This is a genomic window from Actimicrobium antarcticum (assembly GCF_039536745.1).
Classification (GTDB): Bacteria; Pseudomonadota; Gammaproteobacteria; order Burkholderiales; family Burkholderiaceae_D; genus Actimicrobium; species Actimicrobium antarcticum.
This window is the reverse complement of record NZ_BAAAZE010000008.1, coordinates 23,469-42,248: the sequence shown is the minus strand read 5'-3', so window position 1 is coordinate 42,248 and position 18,780 is coordinate 23,469. Positions and strand designations below refer to the sequence as shown.

Below are 18,780 nucleotides of genomic sequence, written 5' to 3'. Positions count from 1 at the left end.
TCTCGCGCCACGAATGGTGCACCGCACCCCGAAAAGTTGTAGAGGTTGAAAGTTACTTGCGCAGGTAACTTATCGGGTGGCTATTACTGTTCATGCAATTAACGAATACTTGCCGCAAATCCACATTTTTCCCGGAACTTTCACCAAAAAAACTCTGTCTTGATCCTCGGGTTCGATCAAACCGTCCCGCTTGGTGCTGTCACAGTCCGGGCACCAAATCCGTAATCCATCTATCAGCACGTCGCGTCTTCACCGATCCAGCGCGGTCGCCGGAGGCATATTTACACACAACACTGGAGTTCTTCACGTGAATTATCTTGCTTGTTCTTCCGCCCTGCTTTTGTCATGCACCCTCGTCGCCTGCGGTAACGATACTGGTTTCAGCAGTCCGTTCCGACAGGGAACCAGTACACCGACGCCGGCCCCTACGCCGGCCCCGCCTGCTCCAGCTCCCGTGGCGAAGGCTCCGCCGCCGCCTGCCGTTGCATCGACACCGACACCAGCCCCAACCCCAACCGCAACCTCCACGTCACAAACCTGTGGCTTACCCAATTTTCAGCAGGAACTGATGAGCCGCATCAATCAGGTCCGTGCTTCCGGTCGCTCCTGCGGCGGTACCGGCTATGCCGCAGTCGCTGCGCTCAGCTGGAACGATAAATTGCTGGCAGCCGCCGCGCTGCATTCGGCCGATATGGCCGCCAGAAATTATTTTTCGCACACCGGCAGTGATGGCAGCAAAGGTGGTGAACGTATGACCAGAGCCGGTTATAGCTGGCGCGTGTGGGCCGAGAATATCGCTGCCGGGCAAACCTCGGTCAGCCAGGCCATGCAAAGCTGGCTCGACAGTCCCTCGCATTGCGCTGCGCTGATGGGACCCTCTGCCGTCGAAGTGGGTGTCTCGTGCACGCGTAACGATGCCGGCGCCTACAAGTATTACTGGACCATGGAATTTGGCACGCCTTCCTGAATGCATTGATACGTTGGCAGAAAGCCTGTGCAAACAGGCTCGCCAACGTGCATACCGCATCCCGCAAAGTATTTGTCCATCCCGGTCATTAGTGGTCTCGACGAATGCTTTACCGAATACGGTACTTGTGGTGATGCAGGCATAATCACGCGTTGTAATTCAGACGTTGTAACGCCTGCCAACCACACCCGGAGAGATGGATGAAGACCACGAAGCTGTTGGCATTACCTGCCTTATTGCTGACCCTGAATGCCGCACTGGTACCACCGGTGCTGGCGGCAGAATCTGCGGTGACTGCGGTCACGGCCAACGCGCCATTACCCAATGTCCCGTTTGAAAAATACACGCTGCCCAACGGGCTCGACGTGATCCTGGTCGAAAATCACCGGCTGCCGCTAACCGCCGTGAACCTCTGGTATCACGTCGGGCCGGCCAACGAAGCGCCCGGCCTGACCGGCTTTGCCCATCTGTTCGAACACATGATGTTTGCCGCCTCGAAGCATGTACCACGCGGCATGGCCGATAAATTGCTGGAAGGCGCCGGCGCCACCGATTCGAATGGCAGTACCGATTTCGACCGCACCAATTATTTCGACACCGTGCCGTCGAACCAGCTTGAGCTGGCGCTCTGGGTGCACGCCGACCGGATGGGCTATCTGCTCGACGTGCTGGACCAGACCGCGCTGACCAACCAGATCGACGTGGTGCGCAATGAGCGCCGCCAAAGTACCGAGAACACACCGTACGGCATCGTCGAAGAAGCCCTGTTCCACCAGTTGTTCCCGAAGACCCATCCGTATTACGCCAGCATCATCGGTTCGCATGCCGACATTCAGTCCGCCAAACTGGGAGACATCAAGGACTTTTTTACCCGCTACTACCGGCCCAATAACGCCAGCCTGGTCATCGTCGGCGACATCGACAAGGTGCGCACCAAAGCGCTGGTGGCGAAATATTTTGGCACCTTCAAGCGCGGCCCTGCGCTGCCGAAAATTGCCGTCGTGACGCCGCCCATTACCACCGAGCGGCGTGCCGTCGTCACGGACCGGGTCGAGTTGCCGCGCGTTTACATGGCGTGGCTGACGTCGCCGGCCTACCAGCCCGGCGATGCCGAACTGGCCATCGCCGGGCAGATCCTCGGTGGCGGAAAATCCAGTCGGCTCTACAAGTCGCTGGTCTACGAAAAACAGATCGCACAGGAAGTCAGCGCAGCACAGGGTTCGAACGCGCTGACCTCGATGTTCATGGTTTCGGTGACGGCGCGTCCCGGCCACGATGCTGCTGAAATTGAAGCTGCAATCGATGAGCAACTGCAGAAACTGCGCCAGGACGGCCCCGATGACAAGGAAGTCGAACGGGCCCGCAACACCATCGAAACCGCGATGCTGACCCGCATCGAAAAAGTCGGTGGCGAAGGCCTGGCCAACCAGCTCAACCAGTACAACCAGTACCTCGGTGATCCGGGTTATCTGCCGAAGGATATCGAACGCTATCGCCAGGTAACAGCCGCCGACGTCAAGCGCGTGCTGGCAGCGCAACTGGCACCGAATGCGCGCGTGGTCGTGCATGGCGTGCCCGGACCGAAGCAGCTCGGACCGGAAGTTGCCACCCCGCCGGTGCTGAAAACCGCGGTCGCAAAGCGCACGTCGCTGAATCAGGACGAGCCGTGGCGTCGGCAGGTACCGAAAGGCCAGGTACTCAAACCGTTTGCCCTGCCCACCGGCGATACCTTCACGCTCGCCAACGGATTGACTGTGATCCACAACCGCAACCCGGCACTTCCGCTGGTGGCGGCCCAGCTGGTCGTACGCAGCGGGTCGGACGCCAACCCGGCCGAGCGTCCCGGATTGTCCGGCTTTACCGCGCACATGCTGGAGGAGGGCACCAGCAGCCGCAGCGCACCGCAGATCGCCGATGACATCGCCCAGCTGGGTGCGTTCATGGCCACCGGGTCGAGTGCGGATGCCTCGATCGCGTCAGTGATGTCGCTCAAGGCCAACTTCGCAAAATCGCTGGATGTGCTGGCCGACCTGGTGCAGCACCCGGCATTTCCACCCGATGAAGTCGAGCGCAACCGCAGCAGCCGGCTCGGTGAGCTCAGCCAGGAACGCGAGAATGCACCAGCCGTGGCGGCCCGTGTCGAACTGGCGGCGCTGTATGGCAGCCAGCATCCGTACGGCAGTGTCGAACTCGGCACCGAAACCGCCATCAAGGCCACCAGCCGCGCCGATTTGCAGGCTTTCTGGCAGCAGCATTACGTACCCGGCAATGCAGCGCTGGTGGTGACCGGCGACATCACACGTGACGAAGTCCGGGCATTGGCCGAAGCCCGTTTCGGTGACTGGAAAGGCACTGCGCCCAAGCCGGTGGTATTCGGTCCGGTGCAGACGACGACCGCAAAACTGATCCTGGTCGACAAGCCCGGGGCGCCGCAGACGGCGCTGCGTGTCGCCACCCTCGGACCGCAACGCAGCTCGCCCGACTACGCCGCACTGCAGGTCATGAACGCGGCGCTCGGTGGCCTGTTCACCAGTCGCATCAACAGCAATCTGCGGGAGGAAAAAGGCTATACCTATGGCACCAAATCGGCCTTCGCGTTTCATCGCGCATCGGGACCGTTTGCAGTTGCTGGCAGCATCCGTACCGATGTCACCGGTCTGGCCGTCGCCGAAATTTTCAAGGAAGTGCGTGGCATGATCCGCCAGCCGATGGGGGCGGCCGAACTGGCCAACGCGCGCAATTCGCAGATCCTGTCACTGCCGGGACGCTTTGAAAACAACCAGGCCATTGGCGCTTCGCTAGCGAACATTTTCGTCTATGACCTCGGCGCGGATTACTACGCCGGCTTGCCCAAACGGTTTGCTGCCGTGACCGGCAAACAGGCGCAAGCCGTGGCTGCCAGGTATCTGACACCGGAGAACCTGATCGTCATCGGGGTGGGTGACCAGGCCAGCATCGCACCACAACTCGACAAGCTCCGGCTTGGCCCGGTCGAGCTGCGCGATGCCGATGGCAAGGTGCTCGTCCCCGCCAAGTAAGCCCCGGATGGTCGGGCCTGCAGCGTTACAATGCAGCTCGCCCGACTATCCCCCTTTTCCATGTCTTCGACTCCCCCGTTTGGCCTGAATGCACCGCAGCGCGAAGCGGTGTATTACCTCGATGGCCCGTGCCTGGTGCTGGCCGGTGCCGGCTCCGGCAAGACCCGCGTCATCACGCAAAAGATCGCGCATCTGATCGAGGATTGCGGCTACGAACCCAAACATATCGCTGCACTGACCTTCACCAACAAGGCCGCGCTGGAAATGCAGGAACGCATCGCCAAACTGCTCAAGCAACCGCGTCAGGCCAAGCAGTTGACCGTCAGCACCTTCCATTCGCTGGGCGTCAAAATCCTGCGTCAGGAAGCGCGCCAGCTCGGCCTGAAGGATCGCTTTTCGATCATGGACAGCGACGATTGTTTTTCGCTGGTGCAGGACTTGGCGATCACCACCGACAAGCAGTTGATCCGCCGCATTCAGAACGCCATGTCATTGTGGAAGAACGGCCTGATCGATCCCGATACCGCCATCAGGCAAGCAGTCGACGAGGACGAAGCCGAGGCGGCGCGCATCTATCGCAGTTATGTCGCGACGCTGTCGGCCTATCAGGCCGTCGATTTCGATGACCTGATCCGCTTGCCGGTCGAGCTGTTTCGCAGTAACGAGGCGGTGCGTGACAAGTGGCAGCGGCGGCTGCGGTATTTGCTGGTCGATGAATACCAGGACACCAATACCTGCCAGTACGAGCTGGTTAAGCTGCTGGTCACCGGCATCGGCAAGAAACCGCTCTTCACGGCGGTGGGCGATGATGACCAGGCGATCTATGCCTGGCGTGGCGCGACCATCGAAAACCTGAAGACCTTGCAGGTGGATTTCCCCGATCTCAAAGTCATCAAGCTGGAACAGAATTACCGCTCCAGCACGCGCATCCTGAGCGCTGCCAACGCCGTCATTTCCAACAATCCGAAACTGTTCGACAAGGCACTCTGGTCCGAGCATGGCCTCGGTGATCCGGTCAAGGTGATGGCCATGGAAGACGATGAGATCGAAGCCGACCAGGTCGCCATCATGCTGTCGGCGCATCGCTTCGAGCGGCGTGCCAATTTCTCGGATTACGCGATCCTGTACCGTGGCAATCATCAGGCCCGCGTGCTCGAAAAAGCCCTGCGTCGCGAACGCATTCCGTACACGATGTCGGGCGGCCAGAGCTATTTTGACCGCGCCGAAATCAAGGACATCATCAGCTACCTGCGCTTGGTCGCCAACGGTTCGGACGACCCGGCCTTCATCCGCGCCGTGACCACGCCCAAGCGCGGCGTCGGCCAGTCGACGCTGGAAGTGCTGGGTACCTTTGCCGGCCAATGGCAATGTTCGCTGTTCGAGGCGGTGTTCAAGGGCGGGCTGGACGCCAAGCTGCCGGATCGCCAGCTCAAGCCCCTGCGCGACTTCGGCAACTTCATCCGCCAGCTCGAAGAACGTGCCACCGACACCGGCGAAGATGCTGCCGAAGTCCTCGACGACATGATGAAAGCGATCAATTACGAGCACTACCTGTACGACAATTTCGATGATCGCCAGGCCCGCAGCAAATGGGAAAACGTGGTCGATTTCACTAGCTGGCTGAAAGAAAAATGCACCGGCGGCAAAGATGGCGAAGCACCCGAAAAAAGCCTGCTGGAATTGACCCAGATGGTGGCCCTGATGACCATGCTCGAAGGCAAAGACGAAGAGCCCGATGCGGTGCGCATGTCGACGCTGCATGCGTCCAAGGGACTGGAATTTCCGCATGTCTTTTTGATCGGTGTCGAAGAAGGCATCCTGCCGCACAAGGGCGATCCCGATGCGCCGTTCGAGACGCTGGGTGCGCGCATCGAAGAAGAGCGCCGCCTGATGTACGTTGGCATCACGCGGGCGCAGCGCACGCTGCACGTGAGCTGGTGCAAGCGCCGCAAGCGTGCCCGCGAAAGCGTGAACTGCGAGATGTCGCGCTTTATCAAGGAAATGAAACTCGATGAAGGCGATGCCGTGCCAACCGAAGCGGACATCATCTCGCCGAAGGACCGGTTGGCGAACCTGAAGGCGCTGCTGCAAAAACCACGCGTTCCGTAATGTCTGCAGCACTGGTTCAGTGCAGGTCATGGCACATTCCCCGGCGCGGGAAAGATGTAAGTAAAAACGACGATACGTCCTTTTCAAAGAACTTCTGATAATGTCAACGTGTCAATGAGTCGTGACCCCTTGAACCCGGTACTGGTTCCATCGCGGCCACCTCGAGAACGGGTTGCCGTTCCATTTTTTCCATTTTAAAAGGATTTAACCATGATGAAATCACCTAAATTTTTGCTGGGCACAGCCGTCCTTGTATTTGCCAATTTTGCCGGTGCACAAACCTTGTCCGTGCCTGCTGTCGGTGCCGGCATCAATAGCAACGGAGGCGTCAATGCTCCCGTCGCCGTGACCCCGATGAGCCCGGCCACGCCTGCCGTCGGCGTCGGTGCCAGCGGTGCCGTGTCCGTGGCACCAGCCGCCGATCCGTATGTCCAGAAGCGCGCAGAAGATGCCGCCGCCAAGAGCGACTACAAGATGAAAAAGGACATGGCAAAAGAGGAGTACAAGGAAGACAAGGCTCAGGCCAAGTCGGACATGAAAGCCGAGAAGCGCAGCGCCTCCCGCGAGCGCAAGGCCCGTCTCGCCGCTGACGCAAAAATCCAGAAGAAAGACGACACCATCAACTGACCCACACGTCGCGTGTCACAAAAAACCGCTGCATCCGGCTAACGGATGCCGCGGTTTTTTTATTGCCCGACCGTTAGAATGAGCGCCCGATTCCCGCCGACACGCCAACTTGAAACCTCCTCAGCGAAAGATCATCCACTGCGATTGTGATTGCTTCTATGCCGCTGTCGAAATGCGCGATGACCCCTCGTTGCGCCTGCTGCCGGTGGCTGTTGGCGGTCGCGCTGATCAGCGCGGCGTGGTCGCGACCTGCAATTACGAAGCACGCCGTTTCGGTGTGCGTTCGGCCATGGCGACATCACAGGCTTTGCAGCGTTGCCCCGGCCTGATCGTCGTGCGCCCGGCGATGGAGAAGTACCGTATCGCGTCGAAGCAGATCCTGGCGATCTATCGCGACTACACCGCACTGGTCGAACCGCTGTCGCTGGATGAAGCCTACCTCGACGTCACCCATGCCACGCAACATGGCGGCAGCGCGACCCTGATCGCACAGGAAATTCGCGCGCGCATCGAAGCCACCGTTGGCATCACCGCATCAGCAGGCATCGCGCCCAATAAATTCATCGCCAAGATCGCCAGTGACTGGAATAAGCCGAATGGGCAGTTCGTCGTGCGGCCGCATGAAATCGATGCCTTCGTTGCCGCATTGCCGGTCAAAAAACTGCACGGCGTGGGCAAGGTCACGGCCGCCAAGCTCAACGCGCTCGGTGCCCACTACTGCGCCGATCTGCGCAACTGGCCGCGCGCCGAATTGACGCAGCAGTTCGGCAAGTTCGGTGAACGGCTCTACAACCTGTGTCGCGGTATCGATGAGCGCGTGGTCAATCCGTCGTCCGAACGCAAATCGGTCAGTGTCGAAGAAACCTACGTCACTGATCTGGCCGATCTGGCAGCTTGCGCCGCCGAATTCGACGCAATCATTGACATGCTGATCGCGCGCGTGCAGCGCGCCGCAGCCGAAAAGCATATTCATAAACTGTTCATCAAGATCCGCTTCGCCGACTTCCGCCAGACCACGGTGGAATGTGTCGCCACGGCGATTGATCGGGACGTGCTGCATGGCTTGCTGGAAATCGGCTTCCGACGTCGTCAGCAGGCTGTGCGACTGCTTGGTGCGGGTGTGCGGTTGGGCGAGGAGGAGGGGGTGGATGGGCAGATGGCATTGTTTGATCGTGACGATCGGAGATGAGTTAGCGGGGCATGTCAGCCGTTGACTTCAACTAAATTCAGTACCAAATTCAGGTATGGCGAACCCTGGGGGAGACACCATGCAGTCGATAGCCAATATCAAGTCCATTTCCTACCTGAAGAGTCATACGGCGCAGATTTCCGAAGATCTGGAAATGAACGGTAATCCGTTCGTCATCACCCGCAATGGTGAGGCCGGCATGGTGATTGAGGGCGTCAAACAGTTTCAGGAAAAGGAATCCCTGATTGCCACATTAAAAATTATTGCCGTGGGCGAGAAGGACCGCATGCAAGGAAAAGGGATCTCCGTTGCCGAATCACGGACACAGTTGTTGGCGGCTCGTCAAAGCCGCAAATAATGGCGGTCATTGTTCTTCCTGACGCACAGGCGGACTTGCTTTCACTGCAGCATTCTATGCTCGACAAGTGGGCTAGCCGCAAGCCGCGCAGGCGGCTTACTCCACTCCGCAGAGTGTGCCCGCAAGCGGGCATATATGACGGGCATAAAAAAAGCCTGCTTGCGCAGGCTTTTTTAAATTGGCGGAGTGGACGGGACTCGCCTACCGGCGGCAGGCCGCTCAATCGCTTGCAAGCGATTGCCTTCGCGTCCCGCCGCAAGCCGCGCAGGCGGCTTACTCCACTCCGCAGAGTGTGCCCGCAAGCGGGCATATATGACTGGCATAAAAAAAGCCTGCTTGCGCAGGCTTTTTTATATTGGCGGAGTGGACGGGACTCGAACCCGCGACCCCCGGCGTGACAGGCCGGTATTCTAACCAACTGAACTACCACTCCTAAACTGGACTTGCTGCCAGGTTGTGTACCTGGTGGGTGCTGACGGGCTCGAACCGCCGACCTACGCCTTGTAAGGGCGCCGCTCTACCAACTGAGCTAAGCACCCGGCTGCACATCCCCGGCAATACTTCTGCCTGCTTCAAAACACGATGTTTGTCTTCACACCTGAAGGGCCCGAAGTCTACAACAGATTATTTCTTTTGCCTAGCAGGCAAGCAAAAAAGACTTCAGGCCGACAGGTGGCGATGATGAAACGCCAGGTGATCCGCAATGAAACTGGCAATAAAGTAGTAACCATGGTCGTAACCGGGATGGCGTCGCACGATTAGCGGTTGCTGCGCATGTCGACAGGCGGCTTCGAAAACTTCCGGCAATAACTGCTGCGCCTCCAGAAATTTGTCGCCCAGTCCCTGGTCGATCAGGATGCCGTCGGGGAACGGTGCCTTGCTCTTTGCCATCAAGCTACTGGCATCGTGCGCGTCCCAGGTCGACTGGTCGGCGCCGAGGTAGTGGGTGAATGCCTTTTCGCCCCACGGACATTGCGACGGCGCGGCGATCGGCGCGAACGCCGAGACCGAGCGAAACACGTCCGGGTGCCGCAACGCCAGTGTCAATGCGCCATGCCCTCCCATCGAGTGACCGCACACGCCAATCGCATCGGCGCGGGCCGGAAACTGCTGCACGATCAATGCGCGCAGTTCGTCGACCAGGTACGACTCCATCCGGAAATGCGTCGACCACGGCGCCTCGGTCGCATCCAGATAAAAGCCGGCGCCGTTACCGAAGTCCCAGCTATCGGCCGCGCCCGCAATCCCGGTATCGCGCGGGCTGGTATCGGGCGCGATCAGCATGATGCCGTGCTCGGCCGCATAACGCTGCGCACCGGCTTTCATCATGAAGGTCTCTTCGGTACAGGTCAGGCCAGCCAGAAAAAACAGCACCGGTACCGGGCCGTCCTTGGCTTGCGGCGGCTGGTATACCGAGAACCGCATCGGCAACCCGATCGTGGTCGAGGCGTGCTGATAAAAACCCTGCACGCCACCAAAACACGCATGCTCGCTGAGGCACTCCATCAGTACAGCACGACCGAGCGGATCGACTCGCCGCTCTTCATCAGGTCGAAGCCTTCATTGATTCGCTCCAGCGGCAGGCGGTGCGTGATCAGGTCGTCGATATTGAGCTTGCCTTCCATGTACCAGTCGACGATTTTTGGTACATCGGTACGGCCGCGTGCGCCACCGAAGGCCGAGCCTTTCCATTCGCGGCCGGTCACCAGCTGGAATGGGCGGGTGCTGATTTCGGCACCGGCTTCGGCCACGCCGATGATGATCGATTTGCCCCAGCCCTTGTGGGTGCATTCCAGGGCCTGGCGCATGACCTTGGTGTTGCCGATGCATTCGAACGAATAGTCGGCGCCGCCATCGGTGATCTGGATGATATGGTCGACCACATTCTCGACTTCCTTGGCATTGACGAAATGCGTCATGCCGAATTTACGGGCCATGGCTTCGCGTGCCGGGTTCAGATCGACGCCGATGATCTTGTCTGCGCCAACCATTTTTGCAGCCTGGATCACGTTCAGGCCGATGCCACCAAGGCCGAACACCACCACGTTCGCGCCGGCTTCCACCTTGGCGGTAAAGATCACGGCACCCACGCCGGTGGTGACGCCGCAACCGATGTAGCAGACCTTGTCGAACGGCGCGTCTTCGCGGATTTTTGCGAGTGCAATTTCCGGCACCACGATGTAGTTCGAGAAGGTCGAGGTGCCCATGTAATGGAACAGCGGCTTGCCATCAATCGAGAAACGGCTGGTCGCATCCGGCATCAAGCCACGGCCCTGGGTCGAGCGGATCGACTGGCATAAATTGGTTTTTTGCGAGAGGCAGAATTTGCACTGACGGCATTCCGGCGTGTACAGCGGAATCACATGGTCATCCTTGCGGATCGACTTCACGTCAGGCCCCACGTCGACCACGATACCGGCGCCCTCATGGCCCAGGATCGCCGGGAAAAGGCCTTCCGGATCGGCGCCGGAGAGCGTGTAGTAATCGGTGTGGCAAATGCCGGTGGCTTTGATTTCGACCAGGACTTCACCGGAGCGGGGGCCGCCCAGTTCGACGTCTTCGATGGTCAGGGGACGGCCTGCTTGCCATGCTACTGCGGCTTTGGTTTTCATTGACGGTTCTCGCTTATGTCGGTGTTTTTGGTTGGTTTATGATGCTGCATCGGTACAGCTCGCCGACGCATTATCGGCGACATCGCCGATTTTTTCTCACCTCGACCCAGAACCCGAAAGCACCATGAACGATACCGCCGATGACGTCCTGTTCCCGCCACTTGTTCCATATCGCACGGGCAGGCTTGTCGTCGATACGTTACACACGCTGTATTGGGAAGAATGCGGCAATCCGAACGGCATGCCGGTGCTGTTTTTGCATGGCGGTCCGGGTGGCGGGCTGTCACCGAACCATCGACGCTTTTTCGATCCGGCGTTTTACCGCATCGTCCTGTTCGATCAGCGTGGCGCCGGCCAGTCGACCCCGCTGGGCGAATACCGGCAGAACACCACCCAGCTGCTGGTGGCCGACATTGAACAACTGCGTGCGTTGCTTGGCATCGACCAATGGCTGGTATTCGGCGGGTCATGGGGGTCGACGCTGGCGCTGGCCTATGGCCAGGCGCATCCGCTAGCCTGCCTCGGTTTCATCCTGCGCGGAATCTTCCTCGGCTCCAGAGCCGAGATCGACTGGTTCATCAACGGCATCCAGTGGTTCTATCCGGATGCGCATCAGCGCTTCGCCGACTTCATTCCCGAAGACGAACGCGGTGACCTGATCCACGCCTACGAAAAACGCCTGTTCAGTGATGACCCGGCGGTCTACCTGCCGGCGGCGCGCAGCTGGAATCGCTACGAAGGTAGCTGCTCGTTCTTGTTGCTGCAGGACGAACAAGGTGAACCGGACGCCGAGTCCGATCGGGTCAGCCTGGGTATTGGCCGGCTCGAAGCCCACTACATGCTGCATGACTGTTTTTTCTCGGAGAACCAGCTACTCGATGGCATCGATCGCATCCGGCATCTGCCCGCCGTCATCGTGCAAGGACGCTACGACGTGGTGTGTCCGCCGAGGGCTGCGCATCGATTGCTGGCGGCGTGGCCGCAGGCGCAAATGCGCCTGATTCCCGACGCCGGACATGCTGCGCTGGAACCCGGCACCGTGGCCGCGCTGGTGGCGGCGACCGAAGCATTTCGCTTGCGTCGCCGGTTCGACTGATCGCGTACTGATCAGCCCACTGAAGCCTATTTGCGTGGTGCGGTTTTCATGCCGCGGTTGGCATCGGCGACGATAGCCGGGCAGGGCGATTCGTTGTTGTTACTGGGCGCGACCATCGCCAGCAATGCCGCAAACGGATTCAGCAAGCCCAGTCCGACCGCCGCCGCGCCCCGCACGGCCAGCGGTCCCACGGCGACACCGACTTGCGGATCCTTGAAGGTTCCTTTTACGTACAGCGGCGAGCGCAGCGAAAATACCCGAAAGCCTTTGGTATGCGGATGCACGTTCAGGTCGAGTTGTTCATTGCCAAGATTGACCGTGCCATCCACGTTGATCAGCGCGTCCTCCGTATCGAGCGCAAACACACGTGATTCCAGTACGCCTTTTTTGACGATGAACTCGGCGGCCGCGCAGTTGATCTTGACGATCTTGTCACCAAACAGTTTTGCCAGCACGATGTTGGCCACGTTCAGTCCGGCCTGCTCCAGCAGGGTGCCGCTGATGGCGCCGTCGTTGAGCAGCATGCGCACCTCGCCATCCAGCGTTGCCGCCAGTGCCATCGGCGTATTGCCGACGGCGCTCAATCCGGCATCACCATTGATCTGGCCAAAGCTGGCTTTCATCGGTTCGAAGGTGGGGAACAGCTCTTTCAGGCGCAGTTTGCGGGCCGACAGATTGAACTTGGCGCGCAGCGGATCGGTGCTGCCATCGAGCGCGATATTGCCGGTCAAGGTGCCGCCGGCGACGCCGAACTGCAGCGGGTTCAGCGTCAGCACGCCATCGTTCATGATCACGTGGGCCGAGACATCGTTGACCGGCAACGCCGCATCGCGAATGATTTTTTTGCCGACGAACTTGACGTCGGCATCCATGGCTTTCCAGCGATCGGTACGAAATGGGGTGGCGGGGATTGCCCGGCCGGGAAGCTGTTTGACTTCTTCGCGTGCCGGTGCGTTTTTGCTGTTGCTGTTGGCGCCAATCAATGGCGCGAGGTCGGCGAACAGCAGCTTTTCGGAACGCACGTCACCGGTGAGTTTGGGGCGTACTCCGCCGGTGGCGTAGCCTAGCGTACCGGACAGGTCCGAGCCGCCGACCCGGCCGGTGAATTTTTCGTAGGTGAACACGCTGTCGTTCTTGCGTAGCCGGCCAGTCAGGTGACCGCTGGTGCTGAAGGGCGGGGTGTCGGGCAGGGTCATGCCGGTGAGTTCGTACAGGTGCGCCATGCTGCTGGATGCCAGCTGCAATTGCAGGTCCATCGCTGCCAGGTTGCCGGGGTCGGTGATGGTACCGCTCAGCACGATATGGTTGTCGCCCAGGCGCAGGTCGGTTTGCAGCGGAAATGGCTGACGCGCATCGACCAGCGACAGCACGCCACCGAACTTGCCACTGCCTGTCAGTGCGGCCTTGTTGTAGGTTCCCTTGACATCGAACGCAAAACCGTACTGTGTTGCTGCTGGCTTGTCCGGGATCGATCCTGCTGTCGGTTTGTCTACCAGCGCGCCGATATCGACGTCGCCGACCGGGCGAATCGTCGCCACCGCAGCGATTTTCTTGACCTTGTCAGCGATGGTGACGGTGCCGGTCGCAAAGCCGATCCGGTCCAGGTTCAAGGTCCATTCCGATGGGCTGGAGCGGGTCTTGAAGGTCCAGTTAAAGCGGCCGTCAGCAAGGCGTTCCAGATCGATGGCGGGATTGACCAGCGTGATGCTGGGAATGTCGATTTCCTTGCGCAGCAGCGGCAGCACGCCGAGGTCGAAGTGAATCTGGTCGAGTGCTGCGAAGGTCGGCTGGTGCGCCCATTCAGGATTCCCGATCACCACATCGCTGGCGGTAAAACGTGGCCATGGCAGATAGCTGCGCCAGCCGGTTTCGCCCGGTGGACGATGCCAGCTGACGCTGATGTGTCCGCGGATGGCGAAGTCGCGACCGATTGCCTGTGTCACCTTGTCGTTGAGCCATGGGCGGCTGCGATCCCAGTCCCAGGTCACCAGGACGATCAGCAGCAGCACCACCGTCGCGATCAGGATGGCAGCGCCGGTCGCAGCGATCTTGCCCGTTTTGTTCAATGTCATCATTCAGGTTTCCTGGAGAAGTGCGGTGCGGTGTGGCCGGGCAGCGGCGCAACACGTTCGTCGTGTTCGCCGCGTGCTCATGGCTTGCTCGTGGCTATTTCATGGCCGCTTTGCGGGTCAGCATTTCGACGCGCATTTGCTCGAACTGATGACGCGATTCGGTTTCGATGAAGGCGGTACCGATCAGCGGCGGGACGAAGGTATTCGGAATCGATTCGGCGTGATACACGATATGCGTACCGACCTCGCTGGCACTGAGCAGCGTGGTGCCGTCCAGCTGTTTCATGTTGCCGGATAGCAGATGGGTAGTGATTTTTTCGAACGGCTTCAGTTCGATCTCGCGCACGGAATCGAAACTGAAACTCAGCGGTCCGCGCTGCGCCGCACCCTTTTGCGTGACCTGTAATTTGTCGCGCTGGCGCGCCGTGACCGCGCTGAACGTGACGTTCGAAATGAAGCGTGACATGTGATCGAAATCGGTCAGCACTTCCCAGGCCTGTCTGGGCGGAACCGACACGCTGAAGTCGGCATCGACGGTGATCAGGTCACCATGTTTGCTGACGTGAACCACGACCGGCGACTCATTGTCATCGATGGCGGCGAGTGCAGTCGTGGCTGTACCTGCCATCAGCAGGACGGAGAGAAGTACGACAGTGGCTGGATATTTCATCGGTGTCTCCTGCGGCTTTTGATGCCGTTTTATTGATCAAGTTCGGTAATGACTGCTTCCATCATTTTGCGGATATCCGCGCGTACGATCGCATTCCCAAGCACTGGCGGAACAAAAAAATCCGGTTCGATCGATCCGCTGTAATCGATGCGGGTACCCGCTGCGCCGGATTGCTCGGCGGGTGTCAGCAGCCAGCGCGCACTGTAACGTTTCATGTCACCAGAGATTAACGCCACGTCGATGCTGGAAGGCTGTTTCTCCAATATTCTGACCTTCAAATGGATCGCGCGCTTGAACAAAAAAAAGCCGCCGCGGCCATCTTGCTCCAGCACCAGTTCGGTTCCGTTGCGCGACACCACACGGGCTGCAGTCAGGTTGGGCACGTAGTCCGGCTGGCGTTCGTAATCGGTCAGTACTTGCCAGACTCGTTCCGGTGTGGCGCGGGTAAATCCGCTCGCCCGGATGTCGAAAAACGCTTGATCCGAGGTCCGGTTGCGCACCACCATCACGTCGAGAGCCTCACTTGCATGGGCCGGCAACGCCATCAGGCCGAGTAGCGACAATGACACGAAACGGGCGAGATGCATGGCGATGGCGACCCCTGATGAACAGCATCAAAGCGTGAACCATAGCAGAGAAAGCAAGTTTTCTGGCGCATGGTGCCAAGGAGTCAACCTGTGCTGGCTGCGCCGGGATTGTTGACCGCAAAGTTTTTGCAACACCCGCATCGGCAGGAGATGCGGCGCATGCCAATGGCGACATCTTGCGTAAAGGCGTTGAAATGCGGGCCGAGGTCGGGTACAACGAGATCGATGGTCATGATGTACGAAAGCTGGCGGCCGGCCCCTGGGCGCTTGTGACGCGAATCCGGTTGAACGTCCCGCCTCGCCGTCAATCACATGCCAACCCGTTGTAGACGATAGCGCCACCGTGTCATGTATATTTTTTAGGAATTGCGTTCATGAAAACCCGCCTCGCCGTACTACTTGCCGCGCTCAGCGCCGCACTTGCTGCCTGTACTTCCAGTCGGCCCGGCAGCACCCCCCGCAGCGATACGCTCGGCCAACCCGCCGTACCAGCGACATCCTCCGCGCCGACCAGTCCGGGCGCCCGCACGCTGGGCATGTACAAGGAAGAGATCGCCCAGCGCATTTCAGACGCTAACGCCAGTCAGGTTTATCCGGGCCAGCCACAGGCTTTTTTGCGCTCGGTCATTGTGGTCAAATTCGAACTCGACGCAGCCGGCAAGCTGCTGCGCAGCGAGATCCTGCGCAGCAACCACGACAAGGCGACCGAGTCGACCGCGCTAGCGAGTTTGCGGGCGAGCGCACCGTTTCCGCGACCGCCCGCGCACCTGCTGCGGCACGGCAAACTCGACATTTCCGAGACCTGGTTGTTCAATGGCGATGGCCGTTTTCAGATACGCAGCATTGCGCAGCCACAAATGAGCGAGTGACCCCGACGATCGCAGTACAACCGCAGCCTCGCAAGACGGTAGAATCCCGACTTGTATAGCGGCTTGCCACATAGGGCAGGCCAGCCAGATTGACCCAGATCAGGAGCACCATGTCCGTATCCAACCGTGTTGAAGCAAGCCGTCCGTCCAAGCTGTACTTTTATGCGGATCGCGTGACTGCCGAACGCGCGCTGCAGGCAGGCGAATTCCGCCTGCGCCCGAATAGCTATGGCGAGCCGTTGACCAGCACCTCTGCTGCCAGCCAGATATTGCCGTTCGGCGCGCCGCGCGCCTTGCCGGCAGCGAGTTTCCTGACACTCAGCCTGTCGACTGCGCTGAGCGAAAAACTCTTTCAGCAAGATCAGGCCGCACCGTGCTGCGTGATCATTCATAACACCGAGGAGTTCGGTGAGCGTATCCATCGCGCCGTACAAAAAGCCCTGCCGCAATGGGCCGGCATCGATGCGGCAGTGGCCTATGGCGCGCCGAGTCCGCTGGGTGCAGCGTTCACCAAAGGGCGCCATCTGGCTGGCCAGAAAGAGTGGCTGTTTGCCTGGCGCCCGATCCAGACCATGCTCTCGATGAACCCGATCGTGGTACGCATCGGCAGCATCGACGCGTTCGCCGAACTGCGCGAACAAAATACCGTCGGCCCCGCATGAATACTATCGACGTCGATGTCGCCGTGATTGGCGCCGGCAGTGCCGGTCTGACCGCTTTTCGGGCGGCAAAATCGCATGGTGGCCGGGTGCTGCTGATCGAACGCGGACCACATGGCACGACGTGCGCGCGGGTCGGATGCATGCCCAGCAAGTTGCTCATTGCGGCGGCGGATGCGGCCCATGCGGTGGCTGACGCAGCCGGTTTTGGTGTTCATGCCGGACCGGCGCGCATCGATGGCAAGGAAGTGATGGCGCGGGTCCGTGCCGAACGCGACCGCTTCGTCGGTTTCGTGCTGGATGGCATCGAGCAGATTGCCGAATCCGACCGCATCACCGGCAGTGCCCGCTTCCGCGGTCCGCAGCAATTGCAGATCGATGACCACACCCTCATCAACGCGGCCCGCATCGTGATTGCGACCGGCTCCAGTGCGGTGATGCCGCCGGACCTGGCCGGACTCGGCGAGCGGGTCATCAACAACGAGCAACTCTTCGCGTGGACCGACTTGCCGGCGTCGGTCGCCGTGCTTGGTGCCGGCGTGATCGGTCTGGAACTGGGTCAGGCGCTGCAGCGGTTGGGTGTGCGGGTGGCGCTATTCGGCCGCGGTGACAAGGTCGGGCCGCTGAGCGATCCCGAGGTGATCCGCAGCGCGGTCGCGTGCATGGCCAGCGAACTCGATCTGCGCCTCAACAACCAGCGTTTCGAGGCACGGTGTGATGGCGATGGCGTGCTGGTGCGTTCCGTTGGCAAGGATGGCATCGAGCGCAATGAGCAGTTTGCGCTGGTCGTGTCGGCTGTCGGACGCAAGCCCAATCTGGCCGGCTTGCACCTGGAACACAGCGGATTGGCGCTCGATGAACACGGCGTTCCGCTGTTCGACCGCGACACGATGCAATGTGGCAGCAGCACCATTTTCATTGCCGGCGATGCAGACGACGCGCAACCGTTGTTGCACGAAGCGGTTGACCAGGGACGTATAGCCGGCGACAACGCCGGCGGTTATCCCGTGGTCAGACCTGGTTTGCGCCGCACCGCCATCGGCGTGGTGTTCTGTGATCCGCAAATTGCCATGATCGGGCTGCGGTTTCGCGATCTGGCGGCGCTGCGCGTGGCAATTGGCAGTGTCTCGTTTGCCGATCAGGGCCGCAGCCGCGTGATGCGGCAGAACCGTGGCGTGCTGCGTATGTATGCAGAGCTTGGCTCGGGCCTGTTCCTCGGCGCAGAAATGGTTGGCCCGCGTGCCGAGCACATTGCCCACCTGCTGGCATGGGCATGCCAGAACCGCATGACGGTATCGCAGATGCTCGATATGCCGTTCTATCATCCGGTGATCGAAGAAGGCGTTCGTACCGCGCTGCGCCGACTGCAGGACCAGATCGAGAAAAACCTGCCCGATAGCATCGTGCATTGCGGCGACTGCACGCCTGGCATGTAGCGTTGGCTGGCATCAAACGCGCTTGCGTTATCTGATGCTTTTCCGACAAGACACAGGCAGACTATGTTCGTTAGCGAACTGTTATGGCTTGCAATGCCGTTTATGCTCGGAAAACATAGGGTCTGGTATGGTGTACAGGCTTAATGAATCACTATTTTTTACTGAAAAGGAATTTCGCCATGCTGACATCCCACTTGAAAACTGGCCGTACCGATATGAAAACCCTCGTCAAGGACGCGCAGGACCTGTTCCGCGAAGCCACCTCGGCGACCGGCGTAAAAGCCGACGAGTTGCGCACCAGAGGCATGGAATTGCTGGAAGCCGCCGCTGGCAAAGCGCATGACGTACAAGCTGCCGCGGTCGAGACCAGCAAAGAAATCGCCACCACCGCCGACGACTATGTACACGAGAACCCATGGCGCGCCGTGGCGGTATCGGCCACCGTTGGCGTCCTGATCGGCATGCTGATCGCGCGCAAGTAAGCGGCGATA

17 protein-coding genes and 2 tRNA genes are annotated in these 18,780 nt (G+C 59.9%); 11 read left to right on the top strand and 8 right to left on the bottom strand.

Translation table 11 applies throughout. The annotated features are described in order from the left end of the window. The first annotated feature begins 568 nt into the window (after positions 1-568). From ABD720_RS07990 to ABD720_RS07965, 6 genes are all read left to right on the top strand, one after another. A complete protein-coding gene (locus ABD720_RS07990) occupies positions 569-967 on the top strand; it encodes a CAP domain-containing protein (protein WP_344762742.1) in 399 nt (132 codons plus the stop codon). Positions 968-1,167: 200 nt separating this feature from the next. Further along, positions 1,168-4,005 (top strand): M16 family metallopeptidase, encoded by a 2,838-nt coding sequence (locus ABD720_RS07985; RefSeq protein ID WP_344762741.1) that lies wholly within the window; start codon positions 1,168-1,170, stop codon positions 4,003-4,005. 60 nt (positions 4,006-4,065) lie between these two features. Next, positions 4,066-6,114, top strand: a complete 2,049-nt coding sequence (locus ABD720_RS07980; protein WP_344762740.1) for a UvrD-helicase domain-containing protein — start codon at positions 4,066-4,068, stop codon at positions 6,112-6,114. A 210-nt stretch (positions 6,115-6,324) separates the two neighbouring features. Continuing rightward, complete coding sequence (locus ABD720_RS07975; RefSeq protein WP_344762739.1) at positions 6,325-6,741, top strand: hypothetical protein; 417 nt, start codon at positions 6,325-6,327, stop codon at positions 6,739-6,741. Between the two features lie 109 nt (positions 6,742-6,850). Further along, entirely contained in the window at positions 6,851-7,930 is a 1,080-nt protein-coding gene (gene dinB / locus ABD720_RS07970; RefSeq protein WP_344762738.1) for a DNA polymerase IV, read from the top strand. A gap of 79 nt (positions 7,931-8,009) precedes the next feature. Continuing rightward, the gene (locus tag ABD720_RS07965) at positions 8,010-8,288 is read left to right on the top strand and encodes a type II toxin-antitoxin system Phd/YefM family antitoxin (RefSeq protein WP_344762737.1); all 279 of its coding nucleotides are present in this window, start codon (positions 8,010-8,012) and stop codon (positions 8,286-8,288) included. A 356-nt stretch (positions 8,289-8,644) separates the two neighbouring features. Here the strand turns inward: ABD720_RS07965 and ABD720_RS07960 are convergent. The 4 genes from ABD720_RS07960 to ABD720_RS07945 form a co-directional block, all read right to left on the bottom strand. Further along, positions 8,645-8,721: transfer RNA gene (locus ABD720_RS07960), tRNA-Asp, on the bottom strand. A 30-nt stretch (positions 8,722-8,751) separates the two neighbouring features. Beyond that, positions 8,752-8,827: transfer RNA gene (locus tag ABD720_RS07955), tRNA-Val, on the bottom strand. Positions 8,828-8,948: 121 nt separating this feature from the next. After that, positions 8,949-9,794, bottom strand: coding sequence for an S-formylglutathione hydrolase (gene fghA, locus ABD720_RS07950; protein ID WP_425547942.1), 846 nt, complete (start codon positions 9,792-9,794; stop codon positions 8,949-8,951). Next, positions 9,794-10,900, bottom strand: a complete 1,107-nt coding sequence (locus tag ABD720_RS07945) for an S-(hydroxymethyl)glutathione dehydrogenase/class III alcohol dehydrogenase (protein WP_344762736.1) — start codon at positions 10,898-10,900, stop codon at positions 9,794-9,796. Before ABD720_RS07945 ends, fghA begins: the two co-directional genes overlap by 1 nt. Positions 10,901-11,024: 124 nt before the next feature. On the opposite strand from ABD720_RS07945, the gene pip reads away from it, so the two are divergent. After that, complete coding sequence (gene pip, locus ABD720_RS07940; RefSeq protein ID WP_344762735.1) at positions 11,025-11,996, top strand: prolyl aminopeptidase; 972 nt, start codon at positions 11,025-11,027, stop codon at positions 11,994-11,996. A 26-nt stretch (positions 11,997-12,022) separates the two neighbouring features. On the opposite strand, the gene ABD720_RS07935 is transcribed toward pip, so the two are convergent. The 4 genes from ABD720_RS07935 to ABD720_RS07920 form a co-directional block, all read right to left on the bottom strand. Next, on the bottom strand, positions 12,023-14,068 hold the full coding sequence (locus tag ABD720_RS07935; protein WP_344762734.1) for an AsmA family protein: 2,046 nt from the start codon (positions 14,066-14,068) through the stop codon (positions 12,023-12,025). Between the two features lie 94 nt (positions 14,069-14,162). Continuing rightward, positions 14,163-14,738, bottom strand: a complete 576-nt coding sequence (locus tag ABD720_RS07930) for an SRPBCC family protein (RefSeq protein ID WP_344762733.1) — start codon at positions 14,736-14,738, stop codon at positions 14,163-14,165. Between the two features lie 29 nt (positions 14,739-14,767). After that, positions 14,768-15,325, bottom strand: coding sequence for an SRPBCC family protein (locus ABD720_RS07925; protein ID WP_344762732.1), 558 nt, complete (start codon positions 15,323-15,325; stop codon positions 14,768-14,770). Between the two features lie 83 nt (positions 15,326-15,408). Continuing rightward, entirely contained in the window at positions 15,409-15,558 is a 150-nt protein-coding gene (locus ABD720_RS07920; protein WP_344762731.1) for a hypothetical protein, read from the bottom strand. A 141-nt stretch (positions 15,559-15,699) separates the two neighbouring features. Between ABD720_RS07920 and ABD720_RS07915 the strand changes: the two genes are divergently transcribed. The 4 genes from ABD720_RS07915 (at position 15,700) to ABD720_RS07900 (ending at position 18,771) form a co-directional block, all read left to right on the top strand. Beyond that, entirely contained in the window at positions 15,700-16,194 is a 495-nt protein-coding gene (locus tag ABD720_RS07915) for a TonB family protein (protein WP_344762730.1), read from the top strand. A 110-nt stretch (positions 16,195-16,304) separates the two neighbouring features. Beyond that, positions 16,305-16,856, top strand: coding sequence for a hypothetical protein (locus tag ABD720_RS07910; protein ID WP_344762729.1), 552 nt, complete (start codon positions 16,305-16,307; stop codon positions 16,854-16,856). After that, entirely contained in the window at positions 16,853-18,289 is a 1,437-nt protein-coding gene (locus tag ABD720_RS07905; RefSeq protein WP_344762728.1) for a dihydrolipoyl dehydrogenase, read from the top strand. The genes ABD720_RS07910 and ABD720_RS07905 overlap by 4 nt, the downstream gene beginning before the upstream one ends. Before the next feature lie 179 nt (positions 18,290-18,468). After that, positions 18,469-18,771, top strand: coding sequence for an ElaB/YgaM/YqjD family protein (locus tag ABD720_RS07900; RefSeq protein ID WP_344762727.1), 303 nt, complete (start codon positions 18,469-18,471; stop codon positions 18,769-18,771). Positions 18,772-18,780: the final 9 nt, after the last annotated feature.